Origin of the sequence: Providencia sneebia DSM 19967 (assembly GCF_000314895.2) — a bacterium.
Taxonomy (GTDB): domain Bacteria; phylum Pseudomonadota; class Gammaproteobacteria; order Enterobacterales; family Enterobacteriaceae; genus Providencia; species Providencia sneebia.
In genome coordinates, this window is the sequence record NZ_CM001773.1 from 496851 (window position 1) to 511316 (window position 14466).

Annotated in this window: 12 protein-coding genes; 5 read left to right on the forward strand and 7 right to left on the reverse strand. The window is 38.7% G+C overall.

Annotated features, from left to right (window positions below; all coding sequences use genetic code 11):
• Positions 1 to 51: 51 nt before the first annotated feature.
• The 6 genes from aroB to pilM form a co-directional block, all read right to left on the reverse strand.
• Positions 52 to 1140, reverse strand: a complete 1089-nt coding sequence (gene aroB / locus OO7_RS01955; protein ID WP_008914281.1) for a 3-dehydroquinate synthase — start codon at positions 1138 to 1140, stop codon at positions 52 to 54.
• Positions 1141 to 1188: 48 nt separating this feature from the next.
• On the reverse strand, positions 1189 to 1710 hold the full coding sequence (aroK, locus tag OO7_RS01960; protein ID WP_008914282.1) for a shikimate kinase AroK: 522 nt from the start codon (positions 1708 to 1710) through the stop codon (positions 1189 to 1191).
• 504 nt (positions 1711 to 2214) lie between these two features.
• Positions 2215 to 3261: a secretin N-terminal domain-containing protein gene (locus OO7_RS01965; RefSeq protein ID WP_008914283.1), complete on the reverse strand. Its 1047-nt coding sequence runs from the start codon at positions 3259 to 3261 to the stop codon at positions 2215 to 2217.
• Positions 3251 to 3802 carry a hypothetical protein gene (locus tag OO7_RS01970; protein WP_008914284.1) on the reverse strand — a complete coding sequence of 184 codons (552 nt, stop codon included), beginning with the start codon at positions 3800 to 3802 and terminating at the stop codon, positions 3251 to 3253. Before OO7_RS01970 ends, OO7_RS01965 begins: the two co-directional genes overlap by 11 nt.
• Positions 3795 to 4334, reverse strand: a complete 540-nt coding sequence (locus OO7_RS01975) for a PilN domain-containing protein (protein WP_008914285.1) — start codon at positions 4332 to 4334, stop codon at positions 3795 to 3797. The genes OO7_RS01970 and OO7_RS01975 overlap by 8 nt, the downstream gene beginning before the upstream one ends.
• Positions 4321 to 5154 carry a type IV pilus biogenesis protein PilM gene (gene pilM, locus OO7_RS01980; protein WP_008914286.1) on the reverse strand — a complete coding sequence of 278 codons (834 nt, stop codon included), beginning with the start codon at positions 5152 to 5154 and terminating at the stop codon, positions 4321 to 4323. The genes OO7_RS01975 and pilM overlap by 14 nt, the downstream gene beginning before the upstream one ends.
• A gap of 207 nt (positions 5155 to 5361) precedes the next feature.
• On the opposite strand from pilM, the gene mrcA reads away from it, so the two are divergent.
• Entirely contained in the window at positions 5362 to 7905 is a 2544-nt protein-coding gene (mrcA, locus tag OO7_RS01985; protein ID WP_008914287.1) for a peptidoglycan glycosyltransferase/peptidoglycan DD-transpeptidase MrcA, read from the forward strand.
• 77 nt (positions 7906 to 7982) lie between these two features.
• On the opposite strand, the gene nudE is transcribed toward mrcA, so the two are convergent.
• Complete coding sequence (gene nudE, locus OO7_RS01990; RefSeq protein ID WP_008914288.1) at positions 7983 to 8540, reverse strand: ADP compounds hydrolase NudE; 558 nt, start codon at positions 8538 to 8540, stop codon at positions 7983 to 7985.
• A 416-nt stretch (positions 8541 to 8956) separates the two neighbouring features.
• Between nudE and OO7_RS01995 the strand changes: the two genes are divergently transcribed.
• The 4 genes from OO7_RS01995 (at position 8957) to pckA (ending at position 14401) form a co-directional block, all read left to right on the forward strand.
• On the forward strand, positions 8957 to 11050 hold the full coding sequence (locus tag OO7_RS01995; RefSeq protein ID WP_043892769.1) for an IgaA/UmoB family intracellular growth attenuator: 2094 nt from the start codon (positions 8957 to 8959) through the stop codon (positions 11048 to 11050).
• 50 nt (positions 11051 to 11100) lie between these two features.
• Positions 11101 to 11502 carry a ribosome-associated heat shock protein Hsp15 gene (gene hslR, locus OO7_RS02000; protein WP_008914290.1) on the forward strand — a complete coding sequence of 134 codons (402 nt, stop codon included), beginning with the start codon at positions 11101 to 11103 and terminating at the stop codon, positions 11500 to 11502.
• A 204-nt stretch (positions 11503 to 11706) separates the two neighbouring features.
• On the forward strand, positions 11707 to 12579 hold the full coding sequence (gene hslO, locus OO7_RS02005) for an Hsp33 family molecular chaperone HslO (RefSeq protein ID WP_008914291.1): 873 nt from the start codon (positions 11707 to 11709) through the stop codon (positions 12577 to 12579).
• A 202-nt stretch (positions 12580 to 12781) separates the two neighbouring features.
• Entirely contained in the window at positions 12782 to 14401 is a 1620-nt protein-coding gene (gene pckA / locus OO7_RS02010) for a phosphoenolpyruvate carboxykinase (ATP) (protein ID WP_008914292.1), read from the forward strand.
• Positions 14402 to 14466: the final 65 nt, after the last annotated feature.

The following is a 14466-nucleotide window of genomic DNA, read 5'->3' on the forward strand; positions in this document are numbered from 1 at the left end:
TAGGACTATCTATCGATAATTGTTACTTTCTAGCGGCTAATTATTGCTCAATTACGGTAAACAGGCTGAAATTGCCTTTTTGACTATTGGCATTTCCACATCTGAACGTAGTTCAGCATGACCAATGTCAGTTGGTAATATCAGATGTAACTTACCGCCGACCACTTTTTTATCTCGCATCATGTGAGGTAAGTAATCGTCAGGTTGCATTTGAATTGGACCGACAACAGGTAATTGTGCACGTTTCAATAACGCAATGAGTCGTTCAGTTTGCTCTGCTGAGAATGTACCAGCTAGCTCAGCTGTTTTTGCCGCCATCACCATGCCTACTGCAACGGCTTCTCCATGCAGCCAAACTCCATAGCCCATATGAGTTTCAATTGCATGACCAAAGGTATGACCAAGATTAAGCAGTGCGCGTAAACCGCTTGTCTCTTTTTCATCGGCGGCGACAACTTGTGCTTTTAATTCACAACAGCGGCGGATGCAGTATGCCATTGCTTGATTATCTAAGGCTATCAATGCGTCAATGTTATCTTCTAGCCAAGTAAAAAATTCGCCATCAAGAATAACGCCATATTTGATCACCTCAGCAAGGCCTGAAGATAACTCACGTTTAGGTAAAGTTTTTAGGCTATCAAGATCAACAACCACAGAAGCGGGTTGATAGAAAGCACCTATCATATTTTTACCTAAAGGATGGTTTACAGCCGTTTTTCCTCCAACGGAGGAATCCACTTGGGATAACAATGTGGTTGGAACTTGAATAAAACGCACACCACGTTGGTAACTTGCTGCTGCAAACCCAGTTAAATCACCGATAACCCCCCCACCAAGAGCAATGAGGGTTGTATCACGGCTGTGATGTTTTTCTAGTAGCGCGGTAAATACATCATTCATGATGAATAACGATTTATATTGTTCACCATCGGGAAGAATAATGGAGTCTACTTTTACGCCTTGTGCTGTAAGTACTTGTGTTAATTTATCAAGATAAATAGGTGCAAGTGTTTCATTGGTTACTACCATTGCTCTTTGGCCTGATTCGAGTGGCCAAAATGCATCCGGTTGGTTATAAAGACCTGGCGCAATTGTGATTGGATAACTGCGTTCATCCAGAGTAACGGTCACTTTTTCCATTATGTTTCACCTTGAACAATATTAACCCTGAAAAATTAACAGTATGACTTAGTTTTTTTCTAACATTTCGATGATTTGGTTGGCAACAACTTTAGCGCTTTGCTCATCGGTATGAATAGTGATGTCCGCAATTTCCTCATACATCGGATTGCGTTCAGATGCTAATTTTTCAAGAACTTCACGTGCTGGCTCATCGACTTGCAATAAAGGACGTTTTTTATCGCGCTGAGTCCGAGAGAGTTGTTTCTCGATAGTGGTTTCAAGATACACAACAACACCTCGAGCGGAAAGACGATTACGAGTTTCTTTCGATTTTACTGAACCACCACCAGTAGCAAGTACAATACCTTGTTTTTCGGTAAGTTCATTGATGATTTTCTCTTCGCGATCGCGGAAGCCTTCCTCGCCTTCTAGGTCAAAGACCCAGCCTACATCTGCGCCAGTGCGTTTTTCAATCTCGTGATCAGAGTCGAAAAACTCCATATTAAGCTGTTGAGCCAATTGACGACCAATAGTGCTTTTTCCGGCACCCATAGGTCCAACCAGAAAGATATTGCGTTTCTCTGCCATGTTTTTTGGTATTACTACGATTATTCGTTAATGATAACCCGCCCCGCCAATTGAATTAGCGACGGGACCTAAACTGAAACCTCATGAGTGATAAGTGAGATCAGATAATAAAATTATCTCAATACATCAACCTGAATTGCAACTATATAAATGTGGCACTGAGCGAACAAAGTGCCATATTTGGTGTTACTGGTTTCTTTTGTTGAGCCGTCTATGTTGCCTAACGTTTTGTTCAATATGAGTTTTAACGATAATTCGACAACAACAAAAATGTGAAGTACTCGCTAATTTATAGATCAAATTGATGGCGACTATTTTATAGGCGGCTGATAGCTTGTTCTTTCATCTATTGATACTTAGAACACTCAATGGGTAACCTTGTATGCTAAAACGACGCCAGCGTCAAATTTATCCTGTAGGTTTATGGCATAAAAATAGGCGTTATCGACTCTATTTAGCCTTGTTTTCATTCAACTAATTGAAGTATAGGCATTATTTTTTTCGTTAAATATTCACTAACTTAGGTGTAATAAATATCACGAGAACTCTGCGATCGATATGTTCCCCCGTGTTTGTAAACAATTCTCCTAATAGTGGAATATTGGATAAAAAAGGTAAGCCTGATTTTGTTTTTTCTTGCTTTTGTTGAAAAATTCCACCGAGAATCAATGTTTCATTATTTTTAATAGTGACAGAGGTGGCGATTTCTTGTTTATTGATGGCTAAATGATGATTTTCGCTGGTGGTCAATGCGGTATCTGGTGAGTTATGACTGATCTTAAGTAATAATTTAACGTGTTCATCTCGGGTAATTGTTGGCGTGACTTCCATGCCAAGTACGGCGTCTTTAAATTGTACCTGTGTTTTCTTTTCGCTACTTGTAACATAAGGAATTTCAGTTCCTTGCTGAATGCTTGCTGGGTTTTCATGGGATGCAATAAGGCGAGGACTGGCAATAATTGATAATAAATTCTCTTTTTCTAACGCATTTAGTTTTAGCTCTAATATGCCCTCCCCAATGTTCAGTAAATTGAAGTTGAACTCACCAGAGCGCGAACTGTAGCGGTTATAGTGCTGATAACGACTATTATTTGGGCTGCCTGATAACATTCCCCATTCCAGTCCAAGCTCTTGTAATGCCATGCGGCTACTACTGATTATGTGAGCCGTAATTTGGACTTGTTGTTTTGGTGTATCCAACTGCTTTACCCACTCTTCTATTAATGGCAGCCTTGACTCTATGTCTTTGACTAAAAGACTATTTGTGAGTTGGTGATAATTAACGGTGCCTTTTGGGGAAAGCAAGGATGAACCTACTTGCTGTAATTGTTGCATTGCCTCTTTTGCATCAATAGAGGCCAGTTTTATGATTTTTTGATTAAAAATAGGCTCTTGAATATTAGTTGTGGTTTGGGTTTGTGTTATTGAAGCTGGGATGCCAGTTTGATCGGGTGGATAAATAGGAATAAAAGGATCTCTCATCTCTTGAGCCAATCCTTGGGGTATTGCTATTAATATAAGGGATATCGCTAAAATAAGTTTATTTTTCATGGGTAATATCATCCTTGATAAATGAAATAGTGAGTGTTGCAGTTAAATACCCATGTTGAGGCTGAAAATTAGCACTGGATAGTAGCCCTTTTGGATTTGGTGATGATAATATAATTGCTTGAATACATTTATAAATATCAGGATAAGTTCCTTGAATTTCAATGGTGTAAATTTTTTCTTGTGTATCTGAATTGATAGAAGGTTGTAGGCGATTAAGTTTGACATAACTCTTATCTATAACATGTTGAATATGAATGATAAATTGTTGTTGATTTTGATTGGGGATAGCGATTTGTTGATTTAACTGAGTTATTTCTTGTTCTAAGCTATTTAATGACGGGAGATCATGAATAGTTGATCTATTTTGCTGCAACTGAATATTAATTTCATTGCTCTTGGATTTTAACGCTGTTATTTGTTGGTGCTTTTCTTGCCAGTAAACTTGGTAATAGGTGACTGAAAATAAAATAGCCAGAACAAGTATAGGTAAACTTTGCAGCCAAACGGGTCGATACCAAAAGGTAGAGGAAGCATCATTCATGTCGCCCTCCTGAGTGATGCGCACCCAAATGTAAGTAATGAATATCTTTGCTTCTGCCCATATTGGCTAACTGGATAGTCTGTATTGATGGATTTTTATCTAATTGAGTGATGAATTGGCTAATATCATGAAAATCATAGCTATTTGCTTTTATTTCAATTTTTTCCCCCAAGAATGAAAAATGAGATAACCAGCATTTTTGAGGAACAATAGTTGGCATACTATGCAGTAACTTAAGCCGTGATAAATTATTTGCTGTTTTTTGCTCAATAGCTTGTTTTTGTGTAATTAATTTATTGAGTTGCTTTTGTTTATGATTAATTGTGTAAATTAATTTTTTGCTCTGTTGGTATTGATGTTGGTTTTGTTGGTAAGAAAGTTGTAATTTCTGGAGTTCCGCTTGTTGTAGATTATGAATGATACATGCTGTTATGATTAACATGATGATTTTCATCAACAATAAAATACAAAACACCTGCTTTTTTTGTGAAATACTTTGTTGTCGCCAAGGTAAAAAGTTAACTTGATACATATTCGTTATCCTTTCCTCGTAATGCTAAACCCGCAGCAATCACAAAATCGCCAAGTTGGTGAGGGATTTTTATGGTGTGAGAGTGAAATGCTTGCAATAAATTCCAAGAATGCTCTGCATCAGGTTCATGATGATCACTGATATAATAAATCGGCTGATTAAGCTGTTCTGTCAGTAATGGAATAAGCTGGGATAACGATGTTATTGCGTTTTCCTGAATCTGGTTATAGCTTGTTGGTTGGCTTATTGGGCCTACCCATAGCCATTCACCTTGACGATAATGAACAAGCCAACTTTCATCTGGCAAGCCTGCGCTCCTTGCTAGGTAGCGTAAAGCACAAGGTGCCACATCAATGGCTTTTAGGGTGAATCCGCTTTTAGAAAAGAGGTCTTGCCAAAAGAGAATATCTGTCTTGCGTGCGCCATTTAGGTAGGCTTGATTATTGATGATACGGTAATCAATAATTCTTTCTTCGGCATTTAATGGAAAGTATTTTTCTGCTCTGGCTTGTAAGTACCAATCCAGCTCAGGTTGCTGTAAAGGAAGGTGCTCAGGAAGTGTAATTTGTTGTTTTAATGTTCGTAACGAAGGTAATGAAGTCGAAACGTGGCAATTTCTTGGTAACTTTTTACGCCACTGATTTAAAATGTCGAGTAAAATTGATTGCTGTTCAATTTCAGTATCGCTAGCAAAATTATCAGGCAAATTGTGTTGCCAACATTCGCAAAGATGCCAGTATTTACGGTGTTTACGTACTGCGACAAGTTGAATGGTGGTTTGGGATAGGTTGATCCCAATATTCCATCTGCGTGAATACATAGATGATCTCCTTATCATCAATGAATAAATTACATTTTCTATTGGTTTGTATAAGCTTTATACTACGCGTCCGTTATACCTAAAATAGGTAGCATTTTTTTGTATTCGACTGTGACTTGTGTCGTTTTGTCTGCTACTTCGATATATTTTGGATGACGTTGTATAGGTATTTAAACCCTCCTGTCTGTTGAGTATGGGAATTATCCGGTGAAGTTCGTAAAATATTTTTTCATTTTAGTTATTTGTTGCATTTTTTTGGGAGCCGCCTCTATTTTTGGCATGTATAAATATGTCGAAGGTGAGCTACCTGATGTTGCAACAATGAAAGACATCCGCTTACAAACGCCGATGCAAGTATTCAGTGCTGATGGAGAGTTAATTGCTCAATATGGTGAAAAGCGCCGTATTCCATTAAGTTTGAATGAAATCCCTCCTATCATGGTGAAGGCATTTATCGCTACTGAAGATAGCCGTTTCTATGAGCATCATGGTATTGATCCTATTGGTATTTTCCGTGCTGTGAGTGTAATGGCATCATCGGGGCATGCATCTCAAGGCGCGAGTACAATTACTCAACAGCTAGCGAGAAATTTCTATTTAAGTCCAGAAAAAACGCTGATGCGTAAAGCGAAAGAAGCCTTCCTTGCCATCCGTATTGAGCAGCTTTTCACTAAAGATGAAATCATGGAGCTGTACCTCAATAAAATTTACCTCGGTAACAGAGCTTATGGGGTAGGTGCTGCGGCTTATGTTTATTTTGGTAAAACAGTTGATCAGTTGACGCTGAGTGAAATTGCGATGATTGCAGGGCTGCCAAAAGCGCCTTCAACATTTAATCCTCTTTATTCTTATGACCGAGCAATTAATCGCCGTAATGTTGTGCTTAGCCGTATGTATGAAGAAAAATACATTACACAAGAAGAATATGAGAAAGCTAAAAGTGAGAAGATAGTTGCCTCTTATCATGCACCGAAAATTGACTTTTCTGCGCCATATCTAGCGGAAATGGCTCGTCAAACACTGTATGAGAAATATGGTGAAGATGCTTATACCGACGGCTATAAAGTTTATACAACAGTTGTTCGTAAAGACCAATTGGCTGCAACTGAGGCTGTCCGTAATAACCTCATAGATTATGATATCCGACATGGTTATCGAGGCCCTACAGAAGTGTTATGGACACCTCCTGAGCCTGCTTGGACAACAGAAAAAATTACAGAAAAACTCAAAAAATCGCCTGTTTACGGGCCTTTATTACCAGCTGTAGTACTTACTGCAACAGAAAATGAAGGAACTGTTCAGCTAGCAGATGGTTCGATAGAGCAAATTCCGGTGGCGGGAGTGCGCTGGGCGCGTAAATTTATTTCAGATACTCAACAAGGTGCTACACCGCGTTCAGTTAAATCTGTTATTCAACCGGGTGAGCAAATTTGGGTTCGTAAAGTTAAAGATATTTGGTGGTTAGGGCAGGTTCCTGATGTTAATGGCGCTTTCGTTGCATTAAACCCTAATGATGGCGCTATTATCGCTTTAGTTGGTGGGTTTGATTTTAATATGAGCGAGTTTAACCGTGTCACTCAATCATTGCGCCAAGTTGGTTCAAATATTAAGCCGTTCTTATACACCGCAGCAATGGATAAAGGGCTGACATTATCATCATTACTTAATGATGTGCCTATTAGCCGCTGGGATGCAGGGGCTGGTTCTGATTGGCGTCCTAAGAACTCACCACCTCGTTATGATGGTCCAATTCGCTTAAGACAAGGTTTAGGGCAATCGAAAAACGTCGTTATGGTACGAGCAATGCGTGCTATGGGTGTTGATTATGCTGCTGATTATTTGACGCGTTTTGGTTTCCCTGCTGAGAATATTAATCGTACAGAAGCGCTGGCGCTTGGCGCACCATCATTTACGCCAATGCAGATGGTTCGCGGCTATGCTGTCATGGTCAATGGTGGATATTTAATTGACCCTTACTATATTCAAAAAATTGAAGATCATAGTGATGAAGTGATCTTTGAAGCGCATCCGAAAATTGCCTGTCCTGAATGTACAGATATTCCGGTTATTTATGGTAATACCCAGCGGACAATTGAGCTTAAAGGTGTTGATGACGAATCAACGGAAGAGGTGACTGAATCTTCTAGTCTAGATGCTGTTCAGGAGCCAATAATGGATGTGGTAACGGCAACGCCTGATGATGCTGATTCAGAAGACAAATATGCACCTCATGTAATTAGTACGCCATTAGCCTTTTTGATCAGAGATGCAATGACAACCAATATTTATGGTGAGCCGGGTTGGTCTGGTACGGGCTGGAGAGCTGCACGAGATTTAGGCGGGCGCCGTGACATTGGTGGTAAAACAGGAACAACTAATAGCTCAAAAGATGCTTGGTTCTCAGGTTACGGCCCAGATGTTGTTGCTTCTGCTTGGATTGGCTTTGATGATAACCGACGAACACTGGGTCGAACTGCGGCAAGTGGTGGTGAAGCTGGAGCAAAAAGCGCTCAACCAATATGGGATGATTTTATGAAAATTATCTTAGAAGGTGTTCCTGTTAAAATGATGCCGCCACCAAAAGGGGTTATTTCTGTCGCGATAGATAGCAAAACAGGAAAATTAGCGGGTAGCGGCGGCAGTTCTCGTAAAGAGTATTTTATTGAAGGGACAGAGCCTAAAGAGCGCGCAGTCCAAGAGGTTGGGACAACCATATTTGAAGAGGGCGGCGGAAGCCAAGAGCTATTCTAGTCACCTGATGAATAATTGCTGGCTGCACCAATTGGTGTGGCCAGTGATTATATTAATCAGGAATTATTATAGATAAACTACTTTTTCTCTCGATCCTTCAAAAAACGTTCTAGATAAAATAGTGCGCTAATATTACGTGCTTCATTAAAATCTGGATGTTCAAGCAGTTCCATCATGCGAGAAATTGGCCATCTGACCTGCTGTAATGGCTCAGGTTCATCACCTTCTAGTTTTTCACTATAAAGCTCAGACGCAATGAGAATGTTCATCTTGCTAGAAAAGTAAGAAGGTGACATAGTCAGTTTAGCAATTTGCGTGATTTTATTAGCACCGAAACCAATCTCTTCTTTTAATTCTCTCTGAGCGGCTTCAATGGGCGTTTCTCCAGGATCAATGGCGCCTTTTGGAAAACCTAACTCGTAGTCTTCAATACCAACAGCATATTCTTGAATAAGAATTAAACTGTCATCAATGATCGGAACAATGAGAACAGCTTCCCGTTTTGCTGGGCGCATTCTTTCATAAGTCCGTTTTTCACCATTACTGAATTTGAGATCAACAGATTGGATACCGAATAATTTGGATTGAGCAACATCCTGAATATTTAATATTTGTGGCTTTTTAAGCTCTGTCATAATAATTCCAGAACAGGGTAAATGAAAATCTTTTGTTAAAAGTATTAATAATAGGTAAATAAATTTTTTACATGATTGGTTTAACTATGACGCATATAAAACAAAATTGAAATACTCTTTTTATCTAGATTTATATTGTTACTCTATATATTTATTGCCAAAATTATTTTTTATCTAAACCAAATCACCTAACTTACCGTATTTTTTAGCTTTATTTATACGCTCATCTATACTCAAAAATTATGTATAATTGATGTGAAATATAAAGGTGTGATAAAAAGTATTATTTAATAAATAAACATAATTACAACATGCTGTAAATTAACATAAAAATTAAAAAGAGAATAGGAATTACCTTATAGGGTGATTGCTCCTTGATTGCTATGCTTTTATTTCAATTATCTCATTGGGGAAAAATGCTTAATTTTGTCATTATAATGGCTATATTAATAATTAGCCTCTCTATAATGGCTTCCATTCTGTATTTCAGGCGGAGGCAGAATGCTGGTATCTATCAGATCGCTTCTCGAGCTGAACCATCTTACCGGAAGATGATTGATTCAGACTTCCAGAGTATCTCCCAATACCTACGCAATAAATTATCACCTTCACAAGATAAAGATAAAACACCTTGGCTTGTGAAGAAGAATGCGGTGATCGCGACAGTTTGTAATTCAGTAACACAGTTTAATTTACGCCAAGAACAGACGAATTCATGGCGACATTTTATTGATAAAATTGAAGTTGAGTTGCCTTCAGAGTTAGAGCCTTACTTACAGCAACAGAATGTGATGGAAGTGATAGAAACGAATCATCTACCACTCATTATTTCAGTGAATAGTGTCTCATTAAAAGATTTGGGCGATGAATGGAGTGTTGAGAAATTAATTGATGTTCCACCGTCAGAAACCGCGATCCATGAACGTGGCAAATCAAAAATCCAGCAGCTACGAGAACGCAAAGAAACACTTGAAGAATATCGGATGAACCACTCATCAGGTTGGTTTGGTACGGTATTAGTCTGTTTAAGTTTTTTATTAGGTTATTTTGTACTGATCGCAGTCCCTTTTTTACAACCTTGGGGGTTAATTGGTGCACTGGCGATTTATGGGGTTGGGTTACTATCATTGGTAGGTGCTCGAATTTTTCCAAAGCAGTTACAAGATGTCCATTGTATTTTTGGCAAACCCAAACGTTGGGAATTATATGGTGAAATTGAAAAGAAGCAATCATCATCAGTCTCAATTAATGGAACGGACCTTTATTATCCGCCACATTGGGAACCTTATATTCAGCGTGAATGGGATAAAGAAACAAATATTGATTTTTATCCCTCAGGCCAAGTTTTGCGCTATGGACGGTTTCTTTCCTTACATAAGGAAGAACGTTACTACCCTGTTAAGCGGTATAAAAAAAATATATTAATAGCGGTGGTAGGGCTTCTAACATTAGCGTTGTTGTTCTTTTATCGGCCAGTGAGTTTGCCGTTAAAATTGGGATGCTCTTGGTTTGTAAATTCAGAGAAAGTCGTTGTTGCAAATGTGCATGAACTTGAAACGCGTAAGTTAAAAGTAGGGGATAATTTAGTGGCTAAGGGGGTTGGTATGTGTTATCGACCGCCAAAACTGTCTGAGTCCAATCAAGCTCAATTTGTCCCTTTTGATTGCTCTGGAATCTATTGGAATCAAATGAATGCTGTTCCCGACCTTGAATCTGAAATAGTGGAACGTTCTATTCAATTATTAAATGAAGTTCAACGACAATTACATCCTGATAATAATAGCGTTGGGGTTAACCCAAGATTACAGAGCGATATTATGAAATCAGGCATGAATGTTATTTTTGATTTTTCAGAAATTATATTAAAAACCAATGCATTATGTTATGAGAAACAGGCATGTCCAAAGCTTAAAAGTGCGTTAATCAACCTTGGTAATACTAACGATTGGGAGACTTTAGTCACCAAAGCAGAAACAGGAAAATTAAAAGGTGCGCATGTTTTATTACGTGCAGGTAGTGCTGAGGTCTTGGAAAAGTTAGTTGAAGCCACCACATATAGTTTTATCGAGAGTGAAATTGAGAAAGAGGCTGTAAAATTGAATAGCCCACCACCGGGTGGCGTGTTATTTATCAGCGATGAAAATAAAACGCTAGTGGATTTCACCGGAAATGGTTCATTCAATGAAATGATGCCTGTACAACGTTGGTTAGAGCTTAAACGTGCTTCTAATTTTCTTGTACACACGCCTTTTGATATAGAAGGCATAATTACAAACTTATCAACGGATGCAAATGGCACATTGCAAATAACTCTGCATCGTTCGCCCAGTGAGCAAGTGCTTTTATTGTATATCGTGAGTTCTTGTTTTGTATTGTTCCTTGTCCTAAATGTGCTATGGAATGGTGCATTAGTTATATTTCGTATTGCTAGCAATAAAAAGCGCTTACGGAATATTACGCAATACTATGATAAGTGTTTTGAGGTAGATAATCCTTCCGACCAAAAATAGTCTGAAATGGTGGACGCCTCATTTAAAATGTAAACATTGAGGATGACATCATGAAACAAACTCCAACAGACCAAATTCGCCTTGATAAATGGTTATGGGCCGCTCGTTTTTATAAAACACGCGCGATAGCTCGCGATATGATTGATGGTGGCAAAGTTCATTATAATGGGCAAAGAGCTAAACCCAGTAAGGTTGTTGAGCTCAATGCGTTAGTGAAACTACGGCAAGGCAATGATGAGCGCATTGTGGAAGTCTTAGCCATTAGTGGTCAACGTAAGGGCGCACCGGAAGCACAACAACTTTATCGTGAGACAGAAGCAAGTATTGAGCAGCGTGAAAAAATTGCCCAAGCTAGGAAAATGAATGCACTAACAATGCCTCATCCAGAGCGCCGTCCTGATAAAAAAGAGCGCCGTGCTTTACTGAAATTTAAAGAAAATAAAGCGTGTTGATTTTTCAGTATTATTTTTACTTAAGATAGTAAAAATAAAGACGTTATTAATGAAATTGGTAGTCGTTATATGCATATCAATTCATATTGAATTATTATTTCAATAAATAATTTAACTTTATGAAATATCAACAACATTCAAATATCCACTTTCCAATAGCCGTCCTAAATAATGTCTAGGGCGCTAAGTCAATAGAGAGAAATTATGGCTAAACAAGACCAACTCCATCGTTTTTTATTTGAACAGCATGCTGTACGTGGAGAAATGATTACCGTTGATAATACATTCGCACAGATACTTGAGAATCATGATTATCCAGAGGCTGTAAAAACATTATTGGGCGAATTATTGGTAGCAACAAGTTTACTGACAGCCACATTAAAATTTGACGGTGATATTACCGTACAAATTCAAGGTGATGGGCCTGTGAAGCTTGCTGTTATTAATGGTAATAACCTTCAACAAATGCGTGGTGTGGCACGCGTTGATGGCCCTGTGGTTGCTGGAAGCTCTTTGAAGCAAATGGTTGGTAACGGGTTTATTGTTATCACCATTACGCCAAATCAAGGGGAGCGTTATCAAGGTATCGTTGCGCTTGAAGGTGAAACTATTGAAGAATGCATTGATAGCTATTTCCGCCAATCAGAGCAGCTGGCAACGCGCTTATTTATCCGTGTTGATGTCACAGATGGCAAAGCAATTGCTGGCGGGATGTTGCTACAGGTTTTACCTGCGGCGAAAGAAGACAGTCATGATATTTTTGATCATTTAGTGCAGCTTACTGCGACAATTAAAGGTTCAGAGTTAAGCACACTGGATGTCAAAGAGGTTTTACATCGTTTATATCATGAAGAAGATGTCACTTTATATGACCCTCAATCTGTCGAGTTCCGTTGCTCTTGTTCTCGTGAACGTTGTGAGAATACTTTGGTGACATTACCAGAGGAAGAAGTTATGGAGATATTGCAAAAAGATGGAAAAATTGATATGGAATGTGAATTTTGTGGTTCCCACTATGTATTTGTTGAATCTGATATTCAAGGGTTAAAAAAAGAGCAGAATCAACAACTTCACTGATACGATTTAGCAACCTAATTATGTGACGAGGGTGCGATTCTGCACCCTTTTTTTATGATTTTAAAGAATTATAACGTGCTCTAGCTCTCATTCTAGATTAAAAAAAATTATACATTTTCAATTCTTTGATAGCTATCGCTGTTAATTAGTCGTAAAGAATTATGATCATCTACAGATTAATTAGTTTACCAGGAGCATTAAAATGAGCGCTAAAAGTATTACCCCTAAGGAACTTGAGCAGTATGGCATTCACGATGTAAAAGAAGTCATTTATAACCCAAGTTATGAGCTGCTTTTTAAGGAAGAAACAAAACCTGGATTAGAAGGCTATGAGCGTGGCACAGTAACAACATTAGGTGCTGTTGCTGTAGATACTGGTATTTTTACCGGTCGTTCACCAAAAGATAAGTACATTGTCCGTGATGATATAACGCGTGACACAGTTTGGTGGGCTGACCAAGGTAAAGGTAAAAACGACAATAAACCAATGACACAAGAAATTTGGAGCGATTTAAAGCACATCGTTACCGAACAATTGTCTGACAAACGTTTATTTGTTATTGATGCATTCTGTGGTGCAAATGCGGATACTCGCTTAAAAGTTCGTTTTATCACTGAAGTTGCATGGCAAGCGCATTTCGTGAAAAACATGTTCATTCGTCCTACAGAGGAAGAGCTGGTTGGCTTTGAACCAGACTTTGTGGTGATGAATGGTGCAAAATGTACTAACCCTAACTGGCAAGAACAAGGGTTGAATTCAGAAAACTTTATCGCTTTCAATTTAACTGAACGTATGCAGCTCATTGGTGGCTCTTGGTACGGCGGTGAAATGAAGAAAGGTATGTTCTCTATGATGAACTACCTACTACCTCTAAAAGGTATTGCTTCAATGCACTGTTCTGCAAACGTTGGTGAAGATAATGATGTTGCTATTTTCTTTGGCTTGTCAGGAACAGGTAAAACAACACTTTCAACAGATCCAAAACGTAAATTAATTGGTGATGATGAACATGGTTGGGATGATGACGGCGTGTTCAACTTTGAAGGTGGTTGTTATGCAAAAACTATTCACCTTTCAAAAGAAGCTGAGCCTGACATTTATGGTGCAATTAAACGTGATGCACTGTTAGAAAACGTGATGGTGCTGGCTGATGGTTCAGTTGATTTTGATAATGGTTCAAAAACTGAGAATACACGTGTTTCTTACCCAATTTATCATATCGAAAATATTGTTAAGCCAATTTCGAAAGCGGGTCATGCAACAAAAGTTATTTTCTTAACCGCGGATGCATTTGGTGTGTTACCACCTGTTTCATGCTTAACGCCTGAACAAACTCAATACCACTTCTTATCTGGTTTTACTGCGAAATTAGCAGGGACAGAGCGCGGTGTAACAGAACCGACTCCAACATTCTCAGCATGTTTTGGTGCAGCATTCCTATCATTACACCCAACACAATATGCAGAAGTATTAGTTAAACGTATGGAAGCGGCTGGCGCTAAAGCATACTTAGTGAATACGGGTTGGAATGGTACTGGTAAACGTATTTCTATTAAAGATACGCGTGCCATTATTGATGCAATCTTATCTGGCGCTATTGAAAAAGCGGATACAATCACTCTGCCTATCTTTGATTTGCAAATCCCAACAGCATTACCAGGTGTGGATACAAACATCCTTGACCCGCGCAATACTTATGCAGATAAAGCCGTGTGGGAAGAGAAAGCGAAAGACTTGGCGGAGCGTTTTGCGAAAAACTTTGATAAGTATACAGATACGCCAGCAGGTGCGGCTTTAGTTAAAGCAGGTCCTAAACTGTAATCTGTATTTTAAGTTGATTTCAAGCCCGGATTGTGGCGTAAAAAATCAGTTTAATTAACGCAGTA

Bases quoted from the DNA above. Each gene is read 5' to 3' on its own strand.
- aroB (WP_008914281.1), bottom strand. From the start codon at position 1,140: ATGGAAAAAGTGACCGTTACTCTGGATGAACGCAGTTATCCAATCACA.
- aroK (WP_008914282.1), bottom strand. From the start codon at position 1,710: ATGGCAGAGAAACGCAATATCTTTCTGGTTGGACCTATGGGTGCCGGA.
- OO7_RS01965 (WP_008914283.1), bottom strand. From the start codon at position 3,261: ATGAAAAATAAACTTATTTTAGCGATATCCCTTATATTAATAGCAATA.
- OO7_RS01970 (WP_008914284.1), bottom strand. From the start codon at position 3,802: ATGAATGATGCTTCCTCTACCTTTTGGTATCGACCCGTTTGGCTGCAA.
- OO7_RS01975 (WP_008914285.1), bottom strand. From the start codon at position 4,334: ATGTATCAAGTTAACTTTTTACCTTGGCGACAACAAAGTATTTCACAA.
- pilM (WP_008914286.1), bottom strand. From the start codon at position 5,154: ATGTATTCACGCAGATGGAATATTGGGATCAACCTATCCCAAACCACC.
- nudE (WP_008914288.1), bottom strand. From the start codon at position 8,540: ATGACAGAGCTTAAAAAGCCACAAATATTAAATATTCAGGATGTTGCT.
- OO7_RS01995 (WP_043892769.1), top strand. From the start codon at position 8,957: ATGCTTAATTTTGTCATTATAATGGCTATATTAATAATTAGCCTCTCT.
- hslR (WP_008914290.1), top strand. From the start codon at position 11,101: ATGAAACAAACTCCAACAGACCAAATTCGCCTTGATAAATGGTTATGG.
- hslO (WP_008914291.1), top strand. From the start codon at position 11,707: ATGGCTAAACAAGACCAACTCCATCGTTTTTTATTTGAACAGCATGCT.
- pckA (WP_008914292.1), top strand. From the start codon at position 12,782: ATGAGCGCTAAAAGTATTACCCCTAAGGAACTTGAGCAGTATGGCATT.